The 17770-nt window shown below is 41.4% G+C and carries 18 protein-coding genes; 6 read left to right on the top strand and 12 right to left on the bottom strand.

The features are described from left to right. Window positions 1-158 precede the first annotated feature (158 nt). On the top strand, window positions 159-1649 hold the full coding sequence (locus tag Q91_RS00200; RefSeq protein WP_015004853.1) for a choice-of-anchor I family protein: 1491 nt from the start codon (window positions 159-161) through the stop codon (window positions 1647-1649). Between the two features lie 78 nt (window positions 1650-1727). On the opposite strand, the gene Q91_RS00195 is transcribed toward Q91_RS00200, so the two are convergent. From Q91_RS00195 to gpmI, 4 genes are read right to left on the bottom strand one after another with little or no spacing between them, the layout of a single operon-like run. Further along, the gene (locus Q91_RS00195; RefSeq protein WP_041230462.1) at window positions 1728-2495 is read right to left on the bottom strand and encodes a divergent polysaccharide deacetylase family protein; all 768 of its coding nucleotides are present in this window, start codon (window positions 2493-2495) and stop codon (window positions 1728-1730) included. Window positions 2496-2530: 35 nt separating this feature from the next. Further along, a complete protein-coding gene (locus Q91_RS00190; protein WP_015004851.1) occupies window positions 2531-3820 on the bottom strand; it encodes a S41 family peptidase in 1290 nt (429 codons plus the stop codon). A 23-nt stretch (window positions 3821-3843) separates the two neighbouring features. Beyond that, window positions 3844-5010 carry a murein hydrolase activator EnvC gene (locus Q91_RS00185; RefSeq protein ID WP_015004850.1) on the bottom strand — a complete coding sequence of 389 codons (1167 nt, stop codon included), beginning with the start codon at window positions 5008-5010 and terminating at the stop codon, window positions 3844-3846. Window positions 5011-5033: 23 nt separating this feature from the next. After that, the gene (gene gpmI / locus Q91_RS00180) at window positions 5034-6572 is read right to left on the bottom strand and encodes a 2,3-bisphosphoglycerate-independent phosphoglycerate mutase (protein WP_238538379.1); all 1539 of its coding nucleotides are present in this window, start codon (window positions 6570-6572) and stop codon (window positions 5034-5036) included. A 118-nt stretch (window positions 6573-6690) separates the two neighbouring features. Between gpmI and Q91_RS00175 the strand changes: the two genes are divergently transcribed. The 4 genes from Q91_RS00175 to Q91_RS00160 are packed head-to-tail and all read left to right on the top strand — an operon-like array spanning window position 6691 to window position 8960. Beyond that, window positions 6691-6999, top strand: a complete 309-nt coding sequence (locus Q91_RS00175) for a helix-turn-helix transcriptional regulator (protein WP_016390261.1) — start codon at window positions 6691-6693, stop codon at window positions 6997-6999. A gap of 30 nt (window positions 7000-7029) precedes the next feature. Next, the gene (locus Q91_RS00170) at window positions 7030-7455 is read left to right on the top strand and encodes a rhodanese-like domain-containing protein (protein WP_015004847.1); all 426 of its coding nucleotides are present in this window, start codon (window positions 7030-7032) and stop codon (window positions 7453-7455) included. A 21-nt stretch (window positions 7456-7476) separates the two neighbouring features. Further along, window positions 7477-7938, top strand: coding sequence for a protein-export chaperone SecB (gene secB / locus Q91_RS00165; protein WP_015004846.1), 462 nt, complete (start codon window positions 7477-7479; stop codon window positions 7936-7938). 11 nt (window positions 7939-7949) lie between these two features. Further along, window positions 7950-8960, top strand: a complete 1011-nt coding sequence (locus tag Q91_RS00160; RefSeq protein ID WP_015004845.1) for an NAD(P)H-dependent glycerol-3-phosphate dehydrogenase — start codon at window positions 7950-7952, stop codon at window positions 8958-8960. A 3-nt stretch (window positions 8961-8963) separates the two neighbouring features. On the opposite strand, the gene Q91_RS00155 is transcribed toward Q91_RS00160, so the two are convergent. Continuing rightward, on the bottom strand, window positions 8964-9422 hold the full coding sequence (locus Q91_RS00155; protein ID WP_015004844.1) for a tRNA (cytidine(34)-2'-O)-methyltransferase: 459 nt from the start codon (window positions 9420-9422) through the stop codon (window positions 8964-8966). Between the two features lie 62 nt (window positions 9423-9484). Here Q91_RS00155 and Q91_RS00150 point away from each other — a divergent pair, with 62 nt between their 5' ends. Continuing rightward, window positions 9485-10414: a dihydroorotate dehydrogenase gene (locus Q91_RS00150; protein WP_015004843.1), complete on the top strand. Its 930-nt coding sequence runs from the start codon at window positions 9485-9487 to the stop codon at window positions 10412-10414. Here the strand turns inward: Q91_RS00150 and ntrC are convergent. The 7 genes from ntrC to Q91_RS00115 all read right to left on the bottom strand — a co-directional run bounded on the left by ntrC (window position 10411) and on the right by Q91_RS00115 (window position 17706). Continuing rightward, window positions 10411-11823, bottom strand: a complete 1413-nt coding sequence (gene ntrC / locus Q91_RS00145) for a nitrogen regulation protein NR(I) (RefSeq protein WP_015004842.1) — start codon at window positions 11821-11823, stop codon at window positions 10411-10413. The genes Q91_RS00150 and ntrC overlap by 4 nt on opposite strands. A 69-nt stretch (window positions 11824-11892) precedes the next feature. Beyond that, complete coding sequence (gene glnL / locus Q91_RS00140) at window positions 11893-12963, bottom strand: nitrogen regulation protein NR(II) (protein ID WP_015004841.1); 1071 nt, start codon at window positions 12961-12963, stop codon at window positions 11893-11895. 146 nt (window positions 12964-13109) lie between these two features. Then, window positions 13110-13610, bottom strand: coding sequence for a DUF4124 domain-containing protein (locus Q91_RS00135; protein ID WP_015004840.1), 501 nt, complete (start codon window positions 13608-13610; stop codon window positions 13110-13112). A 107-nt stretch (window positions 13611-13717) separates the two neighbouring features. Further along, complete coding sequence (glnA, locus tag Q91_RS00130; RefSeq protein ID WP_015004839.1) at window positions 13718-15127, bottom strand: glutamate--ammonia ligase; 1410 nt, start codon at window positions 15125-15127, stop codon at window positions 13718-13720. A 175-nt stretch (window positions 15128-15302) separates the two neighbouring features. Beyond that, window positions 15303-16427 carry a cation diffusion facilitator family transporter gene (locus Q91_RS00125; protein ID WP_223253200.1) on the bottom strand — a complete coding sequence of 375 codons (1125 nt, stop codon included), beginning with the start codon at window positions 16425-16427 and terminating at the stop codon, window positions 15303-15305. 17 nt (window positions 16428-16444) lie between these two features. Further along, on the bottom strand, window positions 16445-16669 hold the full coding sequence (locus tag Q91_RS00120) for a sulfurtransferase TusA family protein (protein WP_015004837.1): 225 nt from the start codon (window positions 16667-16669) through the stop codon (window positions 16445-16447). Continuing rightward, the gene (locus Q91_RS00115) at window positions 16666-17706 is read right to left on the bottom strand and encodes a tRNA (5-methylaminomethyl-2-thiouridylate)-methyltransferase (RefSeq protein ID WP_015004836.1); all 1041 of its coding nucleotides are present in this window, start codon (window positions 17704-17706) and stop codon (window positions 16666-16668) included. Before Q91_RS00115 ends, Q91_RS00120 begins: the two co-directional genes overlap by 4 nt. Between the last annotated feature and the right edge of the window lie 64 nt (window positions 17707-17770).

Raw genomic sequence — 17770 nt, 5'->3', positions numbered from 1 at the left:
TCAAAATAACGACAAGATACGCAAAAAAACATATTACACCACTAGCTCGCTTCTTAGCTCCCTTGCCAGGCTGTAACTAAAACACCCCCTAACCGTCACACAAGCGTCATAACCTGTTGGTACATTTGATGTCCCGTTTCAATGCATAAGGACATCCAATGGATTCACTAATAAAGCTCACTCTCGGCGTCAGCTTAACGCTTGGCATATCATTCTCTACACTTTCTTTTGCTGATATTAATATCGTTAAAAAAGGTCAATATACCGAGGAATGTGGCGGCGAAGAAAGTTGCACCGAGATTTCAGCTTTTAGTCCTGTGTCGAATAGGATTTACACCACCAATGCCGAAGAGAATGAACTCAAAATTCTTAATGTAGATAGTAACGGCTGGCTCTCCGAGCACAGCACTCTGACTTTGATTGGTGGCGGCCCAAACAGTGTTACTACCTACGGGAATTGGGTTGCTGTAGCCGTAGAGGCTGTCAATAAACAAGATGATGGCAACGTTCTTATCTATGACCTTGAAGGAAATTTACAGCGGATCATAAAAGCTGGCGCATTACCCGACATGCTGACATTTACCCCGAACGGTCAATTTTTAATTGTTGCTAACGAAGGAGAGCCTGACGATGAGTATAAAAATGACCCTGAAGGTACGGTAACTGTTATCAATACAAACACTTGGATGCCTGCAACGGCTGATTTTAATACGTTTAACAGTACTAAATTAAAAAACGTGCGTATTTTTGGCCCAGATGCGTCAATTGCCCAAGACCTAGAACCTGAATATATTACTGTTTCAGCCGACTCCAGTACGGCTTGGATTAGCCTGCAAGAAAACAATGCTTTAGCAAAACTAGACATTGCGTCAGCGACTATCACCGATATTTATGGCTTAGGTTACAAAAAACATCAACAAAATAAAAATGCCTTTGATGCCAGCAACAAAGATAATGCAATAAACATTCAAACATGGCCAACATACGGCATGTATCAACCCGATGCTATTGCAAGTTTCGAGTATAAAGGTTCAACTTTCATTTTATCTGCCAATGAGGGCGATGCTAGAGACTATGACGGTTACAGCGAAGAAGTGCGCGTTGAAGACCTAATATTAAACCCTGACGCATTCGAAAATGCTAGAGAGCTTCAACAAATAGAGAACCTGGGGCGATTAAAAACCACCACTGCCAATGGCGATATAAACAATGATGGGGCACATGAAAAGATTTACTCTTATGGCGCACGCTCTTTTTCTATCTGGGATGAAAAAGGGTCTCGAATCTATGACTCTGGGTCTGACTTTGAACGCTTCTTAGCCACCTATGCTGATAACAACGTTGATAATGAACCATGGGAAGAAGGACGTAGTGACGACAAGGGGCCTGAACCTGAATCTATTACTACCGGTGAGCTACGCGGTAAAATTTATGCCTTTATTGGCTTAGAAAGAGCTAATGGTATTTTTATATATGACATCTCTAATCCGCGCAAACCAAAGCCTGCCGGTTATATCAACATTGAGAAGCAAGGTGACATTGGACCAGAAGGGTTAATTTTTATTAAAAAAACTGAGTCTCATGGTTGGCTAATTGTTACTAATGAGATTAGTAACACGATTAGTATTTACGAAATAAGCATTGATTAACACAATGCTTTGTTAAAAAGTCCCTGCTGATAAAACCAGCAGGGACTTTTTGTGTTCATTGCTGAAACAGCGTGCAATTTAGTTAATGATCTTACCCACTACCATTTGTGCCGATCTTTTCCGAAGCTGATATGAAATAGGCTCAAGCTTCACCCCCCGTAAGGCTAATGTGGGTAACATTTCTTGCAATACACTTAATGTTTCTGGATATGGGTGACCAATGCCCACGGCATAACCGTTTTCTAAAGCTTGTTTAATCAATATATCAAACTGTTGTTTAATCTTTTCTTCATCAATAGTGTGGTCGAGAAAAACATCACGACTAAGGACGGGCACACCTTGTTCAACGGCAATTTGCGCGGCAATAGACTGCCCAGCAGTACGACTATCAACAAAAAAATAATTTCCCTGCCGCATTGTTTTCATCACCCATTCCATATGGCCAGGATGCCGTGTTAGCAAACTCCCTTGGTGATTATTCATACCGATTGCGTGAGGTACTTTATTAAACGCCTGCAACAGGGCCTGCTCCACCTCTTTTTCTTTCATATCAATGGCTAAGGCACCCTCTTCGGCAGCTTCTCCAAGGGTTGACTGCATTGGCATATGCAGCATAACTTCGTGCCCATGCTGATGCGCAAGATTGGCCAACTGTCTGGCTTTTGGTGCATTGGGTAAAACCGCATACGTTAAGTTGGCCGATAGATTAATCAGCTGCCTGCCTTCTTCTAAACGATAACCAATATCATCAATAATAATACTGATAACCGCCTCTGGTTTTACTTCCTCGGCGTGGCTGGGCCCTATCAAAAAAAAACAAGCGATCAATAAAAAAGTCCGAGCCATAATTAACTTTTCCACCGGTCGCTCGTGCCTATCGCTTACTTTCTTAAAATATTGATGCCTTTAAGCAAATTAAGCGCTTCGTGCAAGGGGTAATCTGTACTCACTTGCTCTACTATTTTTTCTTCCTTTTCTTCTTCGCCTTCGGGGTTCACTAAATGCTTTGTTAAATCTTTTTCTTTAATTGCAACAAAATCATCTTCTAATTGTTCTAACTTTACTGCCGATAAAGTGATGTCAGGCGTGATCCCTTCAGCTTGAATTGAGCGACCTGATGGCGTGAAGTAACGCGCTGTGGTTAATTTAATCGCTCCGCCTTTATTGTTTTCTAAAATCGTTTGCACCGAACCTTTACCAAAACTTTGCTGCCCCATAATCACTGCACGCTTATGGTCTTGTAACGCACCAGCAACAATTTCTGAGGCCGACGCAGAACCACCATTAATCAACACAACAATTGGAGCACCTTTTAAAACATCATTGGGGCCTGCTTTAAAGCTCATTTTAGAATGCTCAATACGGCCTTCTGTGTAAACAATTAAACCATCGCTTAAGAAAGCATCACTCACTGACACAGCCGCATTTAATAAACCACCAGGGTTATTACGTAAATCCAATACCAGACCTTTTAGCTCATTACCTTCAGATTCTTTTTTTAACTCAGAAATCGCGTCATTTAGGTTTTCTCCAGTCCTTGTTTGGAAGCTGGCAATTCTTACATAGCCATAGCCGGGTTCTAAAAGACGATTTTTCACACTAACCACTTTAATAACTGCACGGGTGATCTTAATTTTAAGTGGCTTCGGCTCACCTTCTCTTATAATCGTTAACAGAATATCGGTCCCTGGTTTGCCGCGCATTATTTTTACTGCATCTGACAAAGTCATGCCTTTTACTGGTTTTTCATCTAAACGAATCACCAAATCACCGGCTTCTATCCCTGCTTTAAAAGCAGGCGTATCATCAATTGGCGTAATAACTTTTACGAAACCATCTTCCATACCTACTTCGATGCCTAAACCACCAAATTCCCCACGTGTACCTTCACGCAAATCTTTAAAGGCTTTTTTATCCAAATAGGTTGAGTGAGGGTCCAAGCCCGTTAACATCCCTTTTATCGCATTCTCTAATAGGTCGTGATCACTCACCTCTTCAACATAAGACGCTTTAATTTGGCCAAATACTTCTGAAAATGCCTTTAAATCCTCTAATGGTAACGAACTGTTAACCCGTTCTTTCTCAGCCAACACGGTCCCGCCAATGCTCAACATAATACCCAGTGCAGCACCTACCATTAACACTGGCAATGTTTTACGTAAAAAATTCATATCAACTCCATTAACTTACAAAATTACCCAACGCGACCTTTTTTAACCGCTCGACACCATTGAATAGGATTCACCGGCTTTCCATTTTTTCTAATGCTGAAGTATAGACCGGCTTTTTGTTGTCCGCCACTCACTCCAACCGTTGCTATCATTTCACCCGCTTCAACCCAGTCACCCACTTCTTTGTACAACCCTTCATTGAAGGCATATAAACTCATATAGTTTGAACCATGATCGACGATAATCAACAAACCATAGCCTCTTAACCAATCCGCATACACTACTCTACCATGCGAGATAGCCTTAATGGCGGTGCCTTCGCTTGCAGCAATAACAACCCCGTCATAGCGACCAGATTGTCTTGCACTACCAAATCGCTTACGTATCGAGCCTTTTATAGGCCAAGGCAATCGACCTTTTAAGCTCTTAAAAGGTTTATTTTGCTGGGCCAACACAGGCGTATCAATAATGACTTGGCGAATACTAGCTAATAGCGTTGTTAAGCGTTTTTCATTTTCTTTTAATTCAGCCAATTCATCGGCCGCTGATTTCATCTCTTTACCTAACTGAGCCAACACCTTTTTACGTTGACTCTTAGCCGCCATTAACTGCTCGTTCTCCATTTTTTTTGCGTCAATAAAGGTGGCTAACTCACTCAACTGATCATCTAGCGCCACTTCAACATCGAGTAATTGTTTAATACCCGCGTCCAGTGCCGTTACATTGTCCAATCTCGCTTGGTTGAAATAGTCATAGTACTGTATTACTCGACTCATCCGATCTGGGTGCTGTTGATTAAGTAACATCTTCACACGCTGTTGCTTACCCATTAAATACGCCGACTTTAATTGCTCTGCCAATAACTGTTTTTGCACCTTAGTCTGTTCTTTTAGCCTAGCTTGCTGGGCTCGCAATTGCTTAATTTTTTTGTCTGTTTCATCAAGCTTTTCATTCAGCAAACGAAGCCTTTTTGAAGACTCAGCCAAGCGTTTATCCAGTTGTTTAAGCGCCTTTTCCTCTTTAGTTTTTGATTGCTGCGTTAAAGCGATGTTTTTTTCCACCAATTGCATCCGCTCGCGCAACAAAGCCAGTTGTTTCTTTTTCTCACTCTCAGGCGATGCAAATAAGGACCCTGAACCCAGTAAAGAAACTAATATAAGCGTCGTTAAAATAAGTCGTTGCTTTAACATTCTTATTGGCTAGAGGTACTACTTTAACTGGTTAAATGAAGCAAACTATGCCCACTCATCTCGGCTGATGGACTAAGCCCCATAGCGGCCAACATCGTAGGCGCGACATCTGCTAAATCACCGCTGCTATCAAGCTGTGCAGAACGGCCAACATAAACAAAGGGCACTGGGTTGGTGGTATGCGCTGTGTGCGTCTGACCAGAATCTGGATCCGTCATTTGTTCGGCATTACCATGATCCGCCGTGATAAAAACCTCACCGCCTACTTTTTCAAGTGCTTCCAACAACCTTGCAATGCAGGCATCAATCGTTTCAACAGCTTTCACCGCTGCATCAAAATTACCTGTATGGCCAACCATATCGCAGTTTGCATAATTGGTAATAATGGCATCATATTTTTCTGATAAAACAGCCTCAACCAATTTATCTGTGAGTTCTGGCGCACTCATCTCTGGTTGTAAATCATATGTTTTAACATTTGGCGATGGAATTAAAACTCGATCCTCACCCTCATTTGGTGCGTCATCACCACCATTAAAAAAGAACGTAACATGTGCATACTTTTCAGTTTCAGCAATACGCAACTGCTTTAGACCTTTACTGGCAAGCACCTCTCCAAAGCCGTTATTTACCTCTATAGGAGGGTAGGCAACGGGCAAATCAAAATCCTCATGGTACTGTGTTAAACACACAAATTTATTCAATAACGGCACCTCAGCTCGCTCAAACTCATTGAAGCCAGTTTCTGTAAATGCCCTGGTAAATTCACGTGTTCTATCTGATCTAAAATTCATAAAAACAACGCTGTCGCCATCTTCTATTTTAATAGCCTGGCTACTGGTAGGGTGTATGCTGGTTGGCAAGACGAACTCATCTGTTTGCTCGCGTCCGTAAGATGCCATTAATCCACTAATTGCATCTTCAGCAGAATATTCTGCTTTCCCTTGGCTCAATAGGTCATACGCCAGTTGGACTCTATCCCAACGATTATCTCTATCCATCGCATAAAAACGACCTACTAAAGACACCGTTTTGCCAACACCTAACTGTTTATATAAAAGCTCCATTTTTTCTAATGACGCCTTAGCACTTTTCGGCGGTGTGTCCCTGCCATCTAAGATGGCATGCAAATAAAGCTTTTTAACACCTTTCTCAGCAGCCATTTCTATCATTGCTTTAAGGTGATCTTCATGGCTATGTACACCACCAGGCGATAATAAGCCTACAACATGTAGCGCCTTATCATCTTCAATCACATCCTTTACTACATCACAAAGTACTGGATTGTTTTTAAATTCACCCGAATGAACATCATCATTTAATTGCGTAAACGTTTGCGGCAATAAGCGTCCTGCACCCAAGTGCAAATGCCCAACCTCTGAATTACCCATTTGCCTATCTGGTAACCCCACTACCGAGCCTGAACAATCTAATAAAGCTTTAGGCTTGGTTGCCCATAGTCTGTCCCAGGTTGGCGTGTTCGCCGCATTAATGGCGTTAGATTCTCCTGCCTCAGCGTAACCAAAGCCATCTAAAATCATTAACACAATAGGGCGTTTAATTAAATGTTGCTTCAAAATGCTATCTCCACAGTTTGCTTGTTATAATGGGTTAATATATGTCATCCATTTTACGATATATGCCCTTTTAATACTTTAACTATATGCAAAGACAAGCCCTATGAGCAACCTAGCTATGGACAAACTCATCGAAAGTGATGAGGAAATAAACAAAGCCGCTGATCTTCTTAAAGTGCTCTCTCACCCTATTAGGCTAAAAATCATTTGTCAGCTAGGGCATGACGAAAAAACTGTACAACAACTATTAGACAGTGTTGGCTCTACCCAAAGCAACGTCTCACAACATCTTGCAATTATGCGAAATAATGGCGTTTTACAATACCGTAAAAATGCCACTCAAGTCCTCTATAGCGTGGCTGAAAAGGCCTCTATAGATGTCGTACATTTATTAAAAAAAATCTACTGCTAATTAATCTAATACTTTAAGGCTCACCCTAAGATGGATATTTATTTGGAATTTATCAGCAATCACAGCCTGCTTTTTATTGCCTTGCTGTTTGTTATTATTTTATTGTTACAGTCTTTTTTTAGCGACATTACCCGCAAATATAAACTCATTTCCCCATCTGAAGCGATCAACCTGATTAACCGTGAAGACGCTGTCGTTATTGATACACGTACTAAAGACGAGTTTAAAAGTGGTCACATTTCAGGCGCCGTATTGATGCCGATCTCTGAGATAAAAGATAACGCTGATGCGTTAAATAAATACGAGGAACGCCCGCTAATACTTTACTGTAAGTCAGGAACACGTTCTGACGAAGCTTGCAAAACACTCAGCAAGCTTGGCAGAACTAATGTGCATGCTTTAAGCGGTGGGATCCAAGCTTGGGAAGCCGCCAGCATGCCACTCGTTAAAAAATAACCCTTTTCATCTGGAATCCATATGGCCTCTACCGAACAAACCGCTTCATCTGACAAACAATTTGCAATTCAAAAACTATATGTAAAAGACCTATCTTTTGAATCGCCTAACACACCCACTGTTTTTACAGAAAAGTGGGAACCCAATGTTGATATAAACTTAAACAGTAATGCCAAAAAAGCACCTCAAGACCTTTTTGAAGTCTCAATCACTGTTACCGTCACCGTAAAAAATAATGACAGCGTGGCCTACTTAGTTGAAGCGACCCAGGTAGGAATTTTCGGTGTTAAAGGTTTCTCAGAGCCTGAGTTAGGCCCACTCTTAGGTAGCTTTTGCCCAAGTGTTTTATTTCCCTATTTACGTGAAGTGGTTTCTGAGGTTGTCACCAAAGGCGGCTTCCCTCCAATGTTACTAAACCCTGTTAACTTTGATGCTTTATACGCTCAGCATAGCCAACAAAACGATATCTCCAAAGCCAATTAACTAATACGCAGATGAGCCCTAAAAAAATAGCTGTTCTTGGTGCTGGCTCGTGGGGTACCGCCATGGCTGTGATGATGGCCAGAGCAGGTCACCACATTACATTATGGGGACATAACCCGAGCCATATTAAGCAACTCAAGATTGATAATAGTAACGTTGAATTTCTTCCTGGCACCGACTTCCCCAGCACCTTAAGCGTTACAGATCAGCTGGAAGAAACCGTCGAAGAACACGATTTTTTAATGCTTGCTGTTCCCAGTCATGCATTTAGACAAACGCTACTTAAATGTAAGCCTCAGCTTAAAAAAGATACTATCGTGAGCTGGATAACAAAAGGCTTTGAAACCGGCACAGGGCTATTAGCACATGAAATCGTCATAGAAACCCTAGGCAAGGATACAAAGTTAGCCCTAATCTCTGGGCCTAGTTTTGCACTTGAAGTTGCAGATAATCTGCCCACAGCCGTTGTAGTAGCTTCTACAGATATCGAGGTTGCCACTGAGGTTGCAGATATAATACGAAACGCTAACTTCCTGACCTTCCCAACTAAGCACCTTGCTAGCGCAGAAATAGGTGGCGCCATGAAAAATATCTTAGCCATTGCTGCCGGTATTTCTGATGGTTTAGGTTACGGAGCCAATGCTCGAGCCGCATTAATCACTCTAGGCTTAACTGAAATGGTACAACTCGGCCATGTCTATAATTGCTCGGAAAGTTCTTTTCTTGGCTTAGCCGGTGTCGGTGATTTAGTGTTGACTTGTACCGATAATAAATCACGTAACCGACGTCTTGGTTTACAGCTTGGACAGGGCAAAAAAATTGATGACGCAAAACAAACGATTGGCCAAGAAGTAGAAGGCATCCATGCTGCTCGTGAAGTGCATGCTATTTGTGAAAAGTGGTCACTCGATATGCCCATCTGCATTCAAACATACCGAATTTTGTATGAAGGATTAGCCCCTGACGTAGCCGTTAGATATTTGCTCAGCCGCGCTCAATTGGCCGAACCTCAGCTAGACTAGTTTTTACCATTCGAAATCATGTTGTCGCCATGCCTCATACACCGCTACAGCAACTGAGTTTGATAAATTAAGACTTCTATTACCCTCCTTCATTGGAATTAAAAGTCGCTGCTGCTCTGGCAAGGCTTCAATAAATGCCTTTGGCAAGCCTCTCGTTTCAGGACCAAAAACCAAGGCATCGCCAGCTTGATAGCTGACCTGCGAATAATTACTTTTTGCAAACCTAGAAAAAGCAAACACCCTGTTTGGTTTTTCGCCGTCTAAAAATTCATCAAAATTTTGATATTCCTTCACATCCGCCACGTCTCGGTAATCCATCCCTGCTCGCCTTAACTGTTTATCGTTAATTTCGAAACCGAGCGGGTGAATCAAACTTAAACGCACCCCAGCATTAGCGCAAAGGCGCATTACATTACCCGTATTAGGAGGAATTTCTGGTTCAAATAAAACGACATGGATCATGATGATATTAACCTTAGGTTAACTGGTATAATTGAGCATATTATCTCACTATCAGTCAGCAAATGTTACACCCTAAATTAGCCTCTTACTTTTGTGGAATGCGATTCCAAACACCCGTTGTCTTACTTTCTGGCTGTGTTGGATTTGGTCAAGAATACACCCGCGTAGAGGGTTTTTCTCATCGAGATATTGGCGCTGTTTGTCTTAAAGGCACCACGTTGAGCGCCCGCCCTGGAAACCCAACACACCGCGTTTACGAAACCCCATCGGGCATGTTAAACGCGATTGGCCTGCAAAACCCCGGTGCCAATAAGGTTGTTGATGAGATACTTCCTTCGCTAAATTTCCAAGAAACTCGTTTTATTGCGAATGTTTCTGGCTCCACCATCGAAGAATACACTGAGGTAACACGGCTTTTTGATCAATCTGCTATTGATGCCATAGAAATTAATATTTCTTGCCCGAATGTAAAAGAAGGTGGTGTGACATTTGGCAACGATCCTGACATGTCTGCACGCGTGGTAGAAGCCTGTCGATCCGTTACCAACAAACCACTAATTACTAAACTATCCCCCAATCAAACAAATATTGCTGACAATGCACAACGTTGTATTGACGCCGGTAGCGATGCCTTTTCAGTCATCAACACCTTAATGGGCATGGCTATCGACACCAACACAAGAACCCCCATTATTGGTAATGTACAAGGCGGGCTTTCTGGCCCGGCAATTAAACCCATTGCTTTATTGAAAGTTCATCAAGTCTATCAAGTCTGCAAAGCACATAATATTCCTATTATTGGCCAAGGCGGTATCACTACCGCTAATGATGCCCTTGAGTTTATTATTGCTGGAGCTAGCGCAGTTGGTCTTGGTACAGGGCTATTCTATGACCCCTTACTGAGTAAAAAAGTTAATGATGGGATAGTCGATTATCTCGATACACACCAACTTAACCATTTTTCTGAATTAATCGGTAGCCTCGACTGTTAAGCACTAAAACCTTTAATTTTCCGAGTTAAAGTATTTCGCCCAAGGCCTAGTAATTTTGCCGCTTCTTGCCGGCGCCCCTTGGTAACATCCAATGCCTGCATAATTAGTACCTTTTCTATCGAAGCCACCACCCTTTTCGCCACATCTGCTTCCCCTGCTAATAATCTTTTAAGAATATCGGCTTTTGCAGCGTCTAACCAGTCACCCTCAACCATCACTGTGTCTGTCGAGGTGATATTTTTCAACTCATCAGGTAGGTCATCTAACTGAATGATGTTACTCGGGCACATTGCCGTTAATAAATGACAGGTATTTTCAATTTGCCTAACATTACCCAACCAAGGCAAGCCTGACAGATACTGCATGGATTCGTCATCCAACAACTTCACATCATCTTCCAGCTCACTGGCAGCCTTGGCTAAAAAATGTTTTAGAAGTAATGGAATATCTTCGCGACGTTCTCTAACCGGAGGAATTTTGATACGCACCACATTTAAACGATGGAATAAATCTTCTCTAAAAAGTTTTTCTTCAACAAGTTTTTCTAGCCCCTGATGTGTTGCCGCAATAATACGCACATCCACCTTTATTGGTTGATGACCACCGACAGAAAAGAACTCTCCATCTGACAGTACCCGCAATAAACGTGTTTGCATATCTGCTGGCATATCACCAATTTCATCTAAAAACAGCGTCCCACCATCGGCTTGCTCAAAACGCCCTTTTCGACGACTCGTTGCGCCAGTAAATGCCCCTTTCTCATGCCCAAATAGCTCAGACTCTAATAAATCTTTAGGAATCGCCGCCATATTTAACGCTATAAACGGTTTATCTCTTCTTAAACTATGTTGATGAAGGGCCTTGGCAACTAATTCCTTACCGGTGCCTGATTCTCCATTTACCATCACCGTAATATTAGACTTTGACAAGCGCCCAATCGCCCTAAAAACAACCTGCATAGCTGGAGCACTACCAATAATGCCCGACTCACTGGCCTCATCTTGAGTATCAGGTTGCTCAACAGCACTTGTTTTCTTTTTAAGGTGCTCGTAGGCTCGTTCAACTTGATTAACAACCTCATCAACATCAAAAGGTTTAGGCAAATATTCAAAAGCACCACCATCATAGGCAGACACCGCACTGTCCATATCTGAATGAGCCGTCATCACAATCGCAGGTAAATCTGGATAATGTTTCTGTAGTTCTGCAAGGAGTTCAATGCCACTTTTGCCGGGCATACGAATATCAGTTAGCAACACATCCGGCTTATCTTTACGCATAAGGTTTAGGATACCCTCTGCACTTTCAAAACATGTGACTTGGTGCCCCTCTCTTTTTAATGCTGTTTCCAACACCCATCGAATAGAACGATCATCATCGACCACCCATGCTTTTATCTTTTCACCCATAATTAATACTATCCATTTATCTGATGCTTACGTTTTACTCGACAACCCATTAGGTATTACACTCCCTAGTTATCCTGCTTTTTCTAGCGGTAATATTGTTGAAAAAACCGTGTGGCCCGGTTCACTGGCTACTTCTATAATGCCACTATGGCGCTGCACATTTGTCTGAGCTATTGATAAGCCCAACCCCGTTCCGTCAGTTCGCCCAGTCACCATTGGGTAGAAAATTTTTGTTTGCATCTCTTTCTCGATGCCAGGCCCGTCATCAATTACATCAATTTTTACCGCTAACTTTCTAGTCTCATCACCTATCGTAAAATTTCGATGTATTCGCGTTCTAAGGATAATTTCACCACCATCTTGAACTGCTTGCGTTGCATTCCTAACTACATTTAGTAATGCTTGAATAAGCTGATCTTTATCTGCCTTGATATCTGGAAGACTAGGATCATAATCTGCTCTTATGATGACTTTTTCATTAACCTCGGCTTCCACTAATTGCCTTACACGTTCCAAAATCACATGTATATTAATGTATTGATGATTCGGTAACTCTGATGAACCCAACATTCGATCAACTAGCGTTCTTAAGCGATCCGCCTCTTCGATAATAACGTGTATATAGTCAGAAAAATCACCATTTAACTCTTTTGATAGCAACTGAGCAGCCCCCCTAATGCCACCTAATGGGTTTTTAATTTCATGCGCAAGCCCTCGTAACATATTGGTCGCTAGTTCATTTTGCGCTAATAATTTTTCATCATGATCGATCTGTAAATAGTAATTAAAATCAACGATTTCAACGAGCAGCTCTTCTTCATCGTCATTACTATTATTTGATAATGGTGTTGCTGATAAACTTACGCTTCTTTTTGTTCCAACGGGGTGGCCGATGGGAACCAAGTGCTCAGTCACTTTTGACCCTAGTTGCCGGCTACGCTGAAACACCTTATTGATATCAAAGCGTGCGGTTTCAAACAGGTTTTCTGCCTTCGCGCCAATTGCTTTACGTTCACTGATATCAAGTAATTCTTCAGCTGCATTGTTTATATAAACTAACGCATTTTTTTCGTTAAACAGCAATATACCGACAGACAGTTGTTCCATGACAGAATTTGGCATAAAGGTGTGTTTTTTCATTCTAGATACCTAGCAATTAATGCGCCAAGTAGTATGAGGCGCCCTCTTTAATAAACATAGGTCTCATCATACTCGTTAACAGAAATTTTATGCACCAGTACAGTGCATTTTTATTTTAACGTCCCATTGTTAAACGCTTTATATCTTTATGATGCTGTGCTTCTTTGTAAATAAAAAGTCACACTGGGGCTAGTTATTTTTACCTCACCATTCTTATCTATTACTTGCACCTGAACAACATGCGCACCACGCTCCACCCCCTCAAGATTGAAGCCTTCTTGAACCACCCCATCAAGTAATAATTCAACCGTATCTTCTTCTTGCAAAGCCGGCTGCAAATCATATGTAACATTCACAATACCTTGATTACTCCTAACCGTTCCCTGCTCAATGGGTGAAATAATACTAATATGATCATAAGGAATATTGGCTTCAGTTAACTCTTTGCGCTCTTCTGAAGTCACTATTTTTTTTGTAGGAATATTAGGTGCCTCATAAGTCATAATCGGCGGCACAATCACTTTCTCTGCACCTTTAACAGGTGTGTCGGAGTAGGCTGTTTTCCCTTGTTTATTGATATATTTATAAACATCGGCTTGCACAAAACCCGCTAAAAAAATTGTGATTAAAATAATACTTCGCTTCATACCCTGCTCCTTTATGACTGTGCTATGCAACCATAAGACCATATTTCTTAAAATTTGTGCAAAAAAAACCCCGCAATAGCGGGGTTTTTCATTACATTAATGCAATTTTACAAGCTGTAGTACATATCAAACTCAATCGGGTGAGTGCTCATCCTTAGGCGAGTCACTTCTTCCATTTTTAATTTAATGTAGCCATCAATCATATCATCAGTAAACACACCGCCCTCAGTTAAGAATGCACGGTCTTTATCCAATGCAACTAGTGCTTCATCAAATGAAGTCGCTACTTGTGGAATTGCAGCTTCTTCTTCTGGTGGCAAATCATAAAGGTCTTTATCCATAGCTTCGCCAGGGTGGATCTTATTCTTAATACCATCAAGACCCGCCATTAACATGGCTGAGAAACATAAGTATGGGTTTGCCGTTGAATCAGCAAAACGCACTTCAATTCGACGACCTTTAGGGTTTGCTACAAAAGGAATTCGAATAGATGCTGAACGGTTACGTGCAGAATAAGCCAACATAACAGGTGCTTCAAAACCCGGTACTAAACGTTTGTAGCTGTTTGTTGAAGCATTTGCGAAGGCGTTAATTGCCTTAGCATGTTTAATAATACCGCCAATATAAAACAAGGCTATTTCAGATAAACCGCCATATAAATCACCAGAAAATAATGCTTTGCCGTCTTTAAAAATTGATTGGTGAACATGCATACCATTACCGTTATCACCAACGATTGGCTTCGGCATAAAAGTAGCTGTTTTGCCATAGGCGTGAGCAACGTTTTGAACTACATATTTAAGCTCTAAGACCTCATCTGCTTTCTTCACCAATGTATTGAACACTGTGCCAATTTCACACTGGCCCGCTGTTGCTACTTCATGGTGATGAACTTCAGTCTCTTGACCCATTTCTTCAAGCGTTAAACACATAGCCGCACGCATGTCATGAAGAGAATCAACAGGAGGGACTGGGAAATAACCGCCTTTTGTACCAGGACGGTGACCCATGTTGCCACTTTCATAATCTTTTTCTGAATTCCAGCCCGCTTCTTCAGAGTCTATTTTATAAAAAGACCCCGACATGTCTGTTTTCCAACGAATATCATCAAATACAAAAAACTCATTTTCTGGACCAAAATAAGCCGCGTCACCAATACCTGTTGACTGAAGATACTCTTCTGCTCTTTTAGCAATTGAGCGAGGGTCTCTTTCATAGCCAGACATATCGCTAGGCTCAACAACATCACAACGGATAATCAGCGTTACGTCATCAAAAAATGGGTCTAAAACAGCTGTTGATGGATCTGGCATCAAAATCATGTCTGACTCATTAATACCCTTCCAACCTAGAATGGAAGATCCATCAAACATTTTGCCGTCCTCAAACACATCAGCATCTACCGTATGTGATGGAACTGTTACGTGTTGTTCTTTACCAATAGTATCAACGAAACGGAAATCAACAAAAGCGACTTCTTTTTCTTTGATCAAATCTAATACATCTTGTGCTGACATGATTACTCCTAAAGTTTTTAAAATGATTGCTTCTAAATTTAAGTTAGCTCGACATTTTCTGCACATAATATGCCAAAACATAACTTGTTGTATTTTACGGATATTTACCTTTTTCACGGCTTAAAATCCCAACATTGGTGCATCATTTACACTAGCCGCACCAATTTTGGGCAATTTAAACAAATAACACTTTTACATCCGTCACCTCTGGAAGTGTTAACGTTTTCTTTTTAAATTTTTCTGACACATCCCGTGCTTCACTAATATTATTAATGACCTCTAAAGGAAGCTCTATTTCAACCTCTACCTTACCATCCAGATAATGAAGGGTGACATTTGACACTCCGTCTTTTTCAGCAATGCCTTCCCATGACTCATTAAGCTGACCTATAAGACGATGCCTTAAGGGTAAATCGACACTTGGCGAATAAATCTCGTCATCCTCTGGGTCGATATGGACCGTCACCTCACCAATATTTTCAACGCCCTTTATTAATGACAAGCGTACCCTTTCGCTAATTAAATGTCCCTCAGAAACACTTATTTTAGGGTCCACCAAGATATGCACATCTACAAGAGCTGTATCCCCCATTTTTCGAGTACGTAAAAAATGTAGCTCTCTCGTGCCACTGGCGTCTAATATGATTTGCTTAATTTTTTCTACAACCTCTTCATCCAATGCAGTGTCGACTAACTCCTTACTCGCATTCAATGCTAGATCAACCCCAACCTTTGCCACCATTAGACCCACGATAATTGCCGCAATAGAATCAAAGTATTGAAAGCCGGCCATATCAAGACCAACACCTATTAATACAACTAAAGAAGAAATCGCATCACTCCTGTGATGCCACGCATTAGCCTTCATCAACTCAGATTTTGTATCCCGAGCAATTTTCATCGTCAGCTGATACATGACTTCATTAGATAAGACAGAGATCATTACAATAGTAATAACCAACCAACCATGCAGCAATACATCATCATTAAAGAAGCCGGCTATTGCATTCCAAATAATTCCCCCAGCCGTAGCCACCAACAAAGCACCTAAAATGACGGTTGCTAATGTTTCAAACCTTGCATGACCGTACGGGTGTTTTTCGTCCGCCTCTTGGCCGGCATGATGCGATGCGTAATACACCAAGCCATCTGTTAATAAATCGGACAGAGAATGAAAACCGTCAGCGACCAATGCGTGTGATTGAGCGAACCAACCACAACCAATTTTGAAAACGGACAATACTAAATTAGCCAAGCCACCAATCACGGTGATATTCTTTTTGGCCCTGGTTTCAGTCATCAGTTGAGACATATTATTTAATCGCTTCCAACTTTGATAATTAGGATATATTCGTGATCAATTTCTTCTGTGCTTAAAACAGTATGTCCATTGATTCTACACCAAGCAGGAATATCTTGCATAACACCAGGATCTGTACAGCTGACTCTTACTTTATCACCTGAAGACAGTGTCTTTATTATATTTTGCGTTTTTATAACCGGCATAGGGCACATTAACCGGCGTGCATCTAGCTCTATCATACGCGCCAAGCGTCTTGAATCTGATCCGCCTTTAAAGGCGTTACGGTAAAGTTTTTATTAACCCCGTTCTCAGTCACTTCAACATCAACAGTTTTTGCATCTCTACCTTGACTAAACCGTGCGACAATTTGTGCCGCTAGTTTAAGGTCTTCATCATTGGCCGTTCCATCCAGCAACGTTAATGGCCCTTTATGACTCATGGTTCTTAGCGTTATAAACTGCTTTTTATAACCCTGTAAGAAATTATTCTCACCTTCTTCACGAGCCACTATCAATTTAAAGTTTGGTTTTGGTCGAATATGCCGGCCTACTTTTAACAACATAATGTCGTCTATTTCATAATCTCGTTTGCCTCGAGAAGCCCATAAATCAGTTAACTTAACGGAATACGCTTTATCGGTTAAGAAACAACAACCACCAGCAGGTTGGGCGTAATCATCAAAGCCAAATTTTTCAGCCAGCGCCATTTGAGGTTTACGTGTCCGCCCACTAAAGTCATACAATTGGTCACGATTAACCCAGCCTTCACGCTCGGGCAGCGTTTCTGGCAAATTTTGCGCGCACAAAGGGCGCAATAACAAATCATCCGCGCCCGACTCTTCAGAAATTACCGGCATAGTCTCCTTACGCTGTGACATCGGACGTTGACCAATAACTTCACCGGTAATAATAAAGTCAAAGCCATTTTCTTCTGCCCACTCTTTGGCTTTTCCCACCATAAAGATTTTACAATCTAAACAAGGGTTCATATTGGCGCCATAACCATGCTTTGGGTTAAGCAAAACATCTTTATATTCTTCAATAATATCAATAATATGAAGCTTAATGCCTAGCTTTTCAGCGCTCCATAATGCATTGTTTCTTTTCGGTTTTGCTTTATCTTTTTTTCGAATTGCATGGGTATGCCCTTCCACACAAAACCCTGTATAAAAATTTATACCCTCTACATGAACCCCTTGCTCAAGCATAACTTTTGCCGCTAATAGTGAATCTAAACCACCTGATATCAGTGCGACCGCTTTACGTTGCGTTGCCATAATCTTCTCTTAAATACATTGATTGATCATTATACCCAAAGGGCCTCAAGTTTCGTATAAATGC

The organism is Cycloclasticus sp. P1, from assembly GCF_000299965.1.
GTDB lineage: Bacteria > Pseudomonadota > Gammaproteobacteria > Methylococcales > Cycloclasticaceae > Cycloclasticus > Cycloclasticus pugetii.
This window is presented reverse-complemented; position numbering and strand designations above follow the sequence as displayed.

Bases quoted from the DNA above. Each gene is read 5' to 3' on its own strand.
- Q91_RS00200 (WP_015004853.1), top strand. From the start codon at position 159: ATGGATTCACTAATAAAGCTCACTCTCGGCGTCAGCTTAACGCTTGGC.
- Q91_RS00195 (WP_041230462.1), bottom strand. From the start codon at position 2,495: ATGGCTCGGACTTTTTTATTGATCGCTTGTTTTTTTTTGATAGGGCCC.
- Q91_RS00190 (WP_015004851.1), bottom strand. From the start codon at position 3,820: ATGAATTTTTTACGTAAAACATTGCCAGTGTTAATGGTAGGTGCTGCA.
- Q91_RS00185 (WP_015004850.1), bottom strand. From the start codon at position 5,010: ATGTTAAAGCAACGACTTATTTTAACGACGCTTATATTAGTTTCTTTA.
- Q91_RS00175 (WP_016390261.1), top strand. From the start codon at position 6,691: ATGAGCAACCTAGCTATGGACAAACTCATCGAAAGTGATGAGGAAATA.
- Q91_RS00170 (WP_015004847.1), top strand. From the start codon at position 7,030: ATGGATATTTATTTGGAATTTATCAGCAATCACAGCCTGCTTTTTATT.
- secB (WP_015004846.1), top strand. From the start codon at position 7,477: ATGGCCTCTACCGAACAAACCGCTTCATCTGACAAACAATTTGCAATT.
- Q91_RS00160 (WP_015004845.1), top strand. From the start codon at position 7,950: ATGAGCCCTAAAAAAATAGCTGTTCTTGGTGCTGGCTCGTGGGGTACC.
- Q91_RS00155 (WP_015004844.1), bottom strand. From the start codon at position 9,422: ATGATCCATGTCGTTTTATTTGAACCAGAAATTCCTCCTAATACGGGT.
- Q91_RS00150 (WP_015004843.1), top strand. From the start codon at position 9,485: ATGTTACACCCTAAATTAGCCTCTTACTTTTGTGGAATGCGATTCCAA.
- ntrC (WP_015004842.1), bottom strand. From the start codon at position 11,823: ATGGGTGAAAAGATAAAAGCATGGGTGGTCGATGATGATCGTTCTATT.
- glnL (WP_015004841.1), bottom strand. From the start codon at position 12,963: ATGAAAAAACACACCTTTATGCCAAATTCTGTCATGGAACAACTGTCT.
- Q91_RS00135 (WP_015004840.1), bottom strand. From the start codon at position 13,610: ATGAAGCGAAGTATTATTTTAATCACAATTTTTTTAGCGGGTTTTGTG.
- glnA (WP_015004839.1), bottom strand. From the start codon at position 15,127: ATGTCAGCACAAGATGTATTAGATTTGATCAAAGAAAAAGAAGTCGCT.
- Q91_RS00125 (WP_223253200.1), bottom strand. From the start codon at position 16,427: ATGACTGAAACCAGGGCCAAAAAGAATATCACCGTGATTGGTGGCTTG.
- Q91_RS00120 (WP_015004837.1), bottom strand. From the start codon at position 16,669: ATGATAGAGCTAGATGCACGCCGGTTAATGTGCCCTATGCCGGTTATA.
- Q91_RS00115 (WP_015004836.1), bottom strand. From the start codon at position 17,706: ATGGCAACGCAACGTAAAGCGGTCGCACTGATATCAGGTGGTTTAGAT.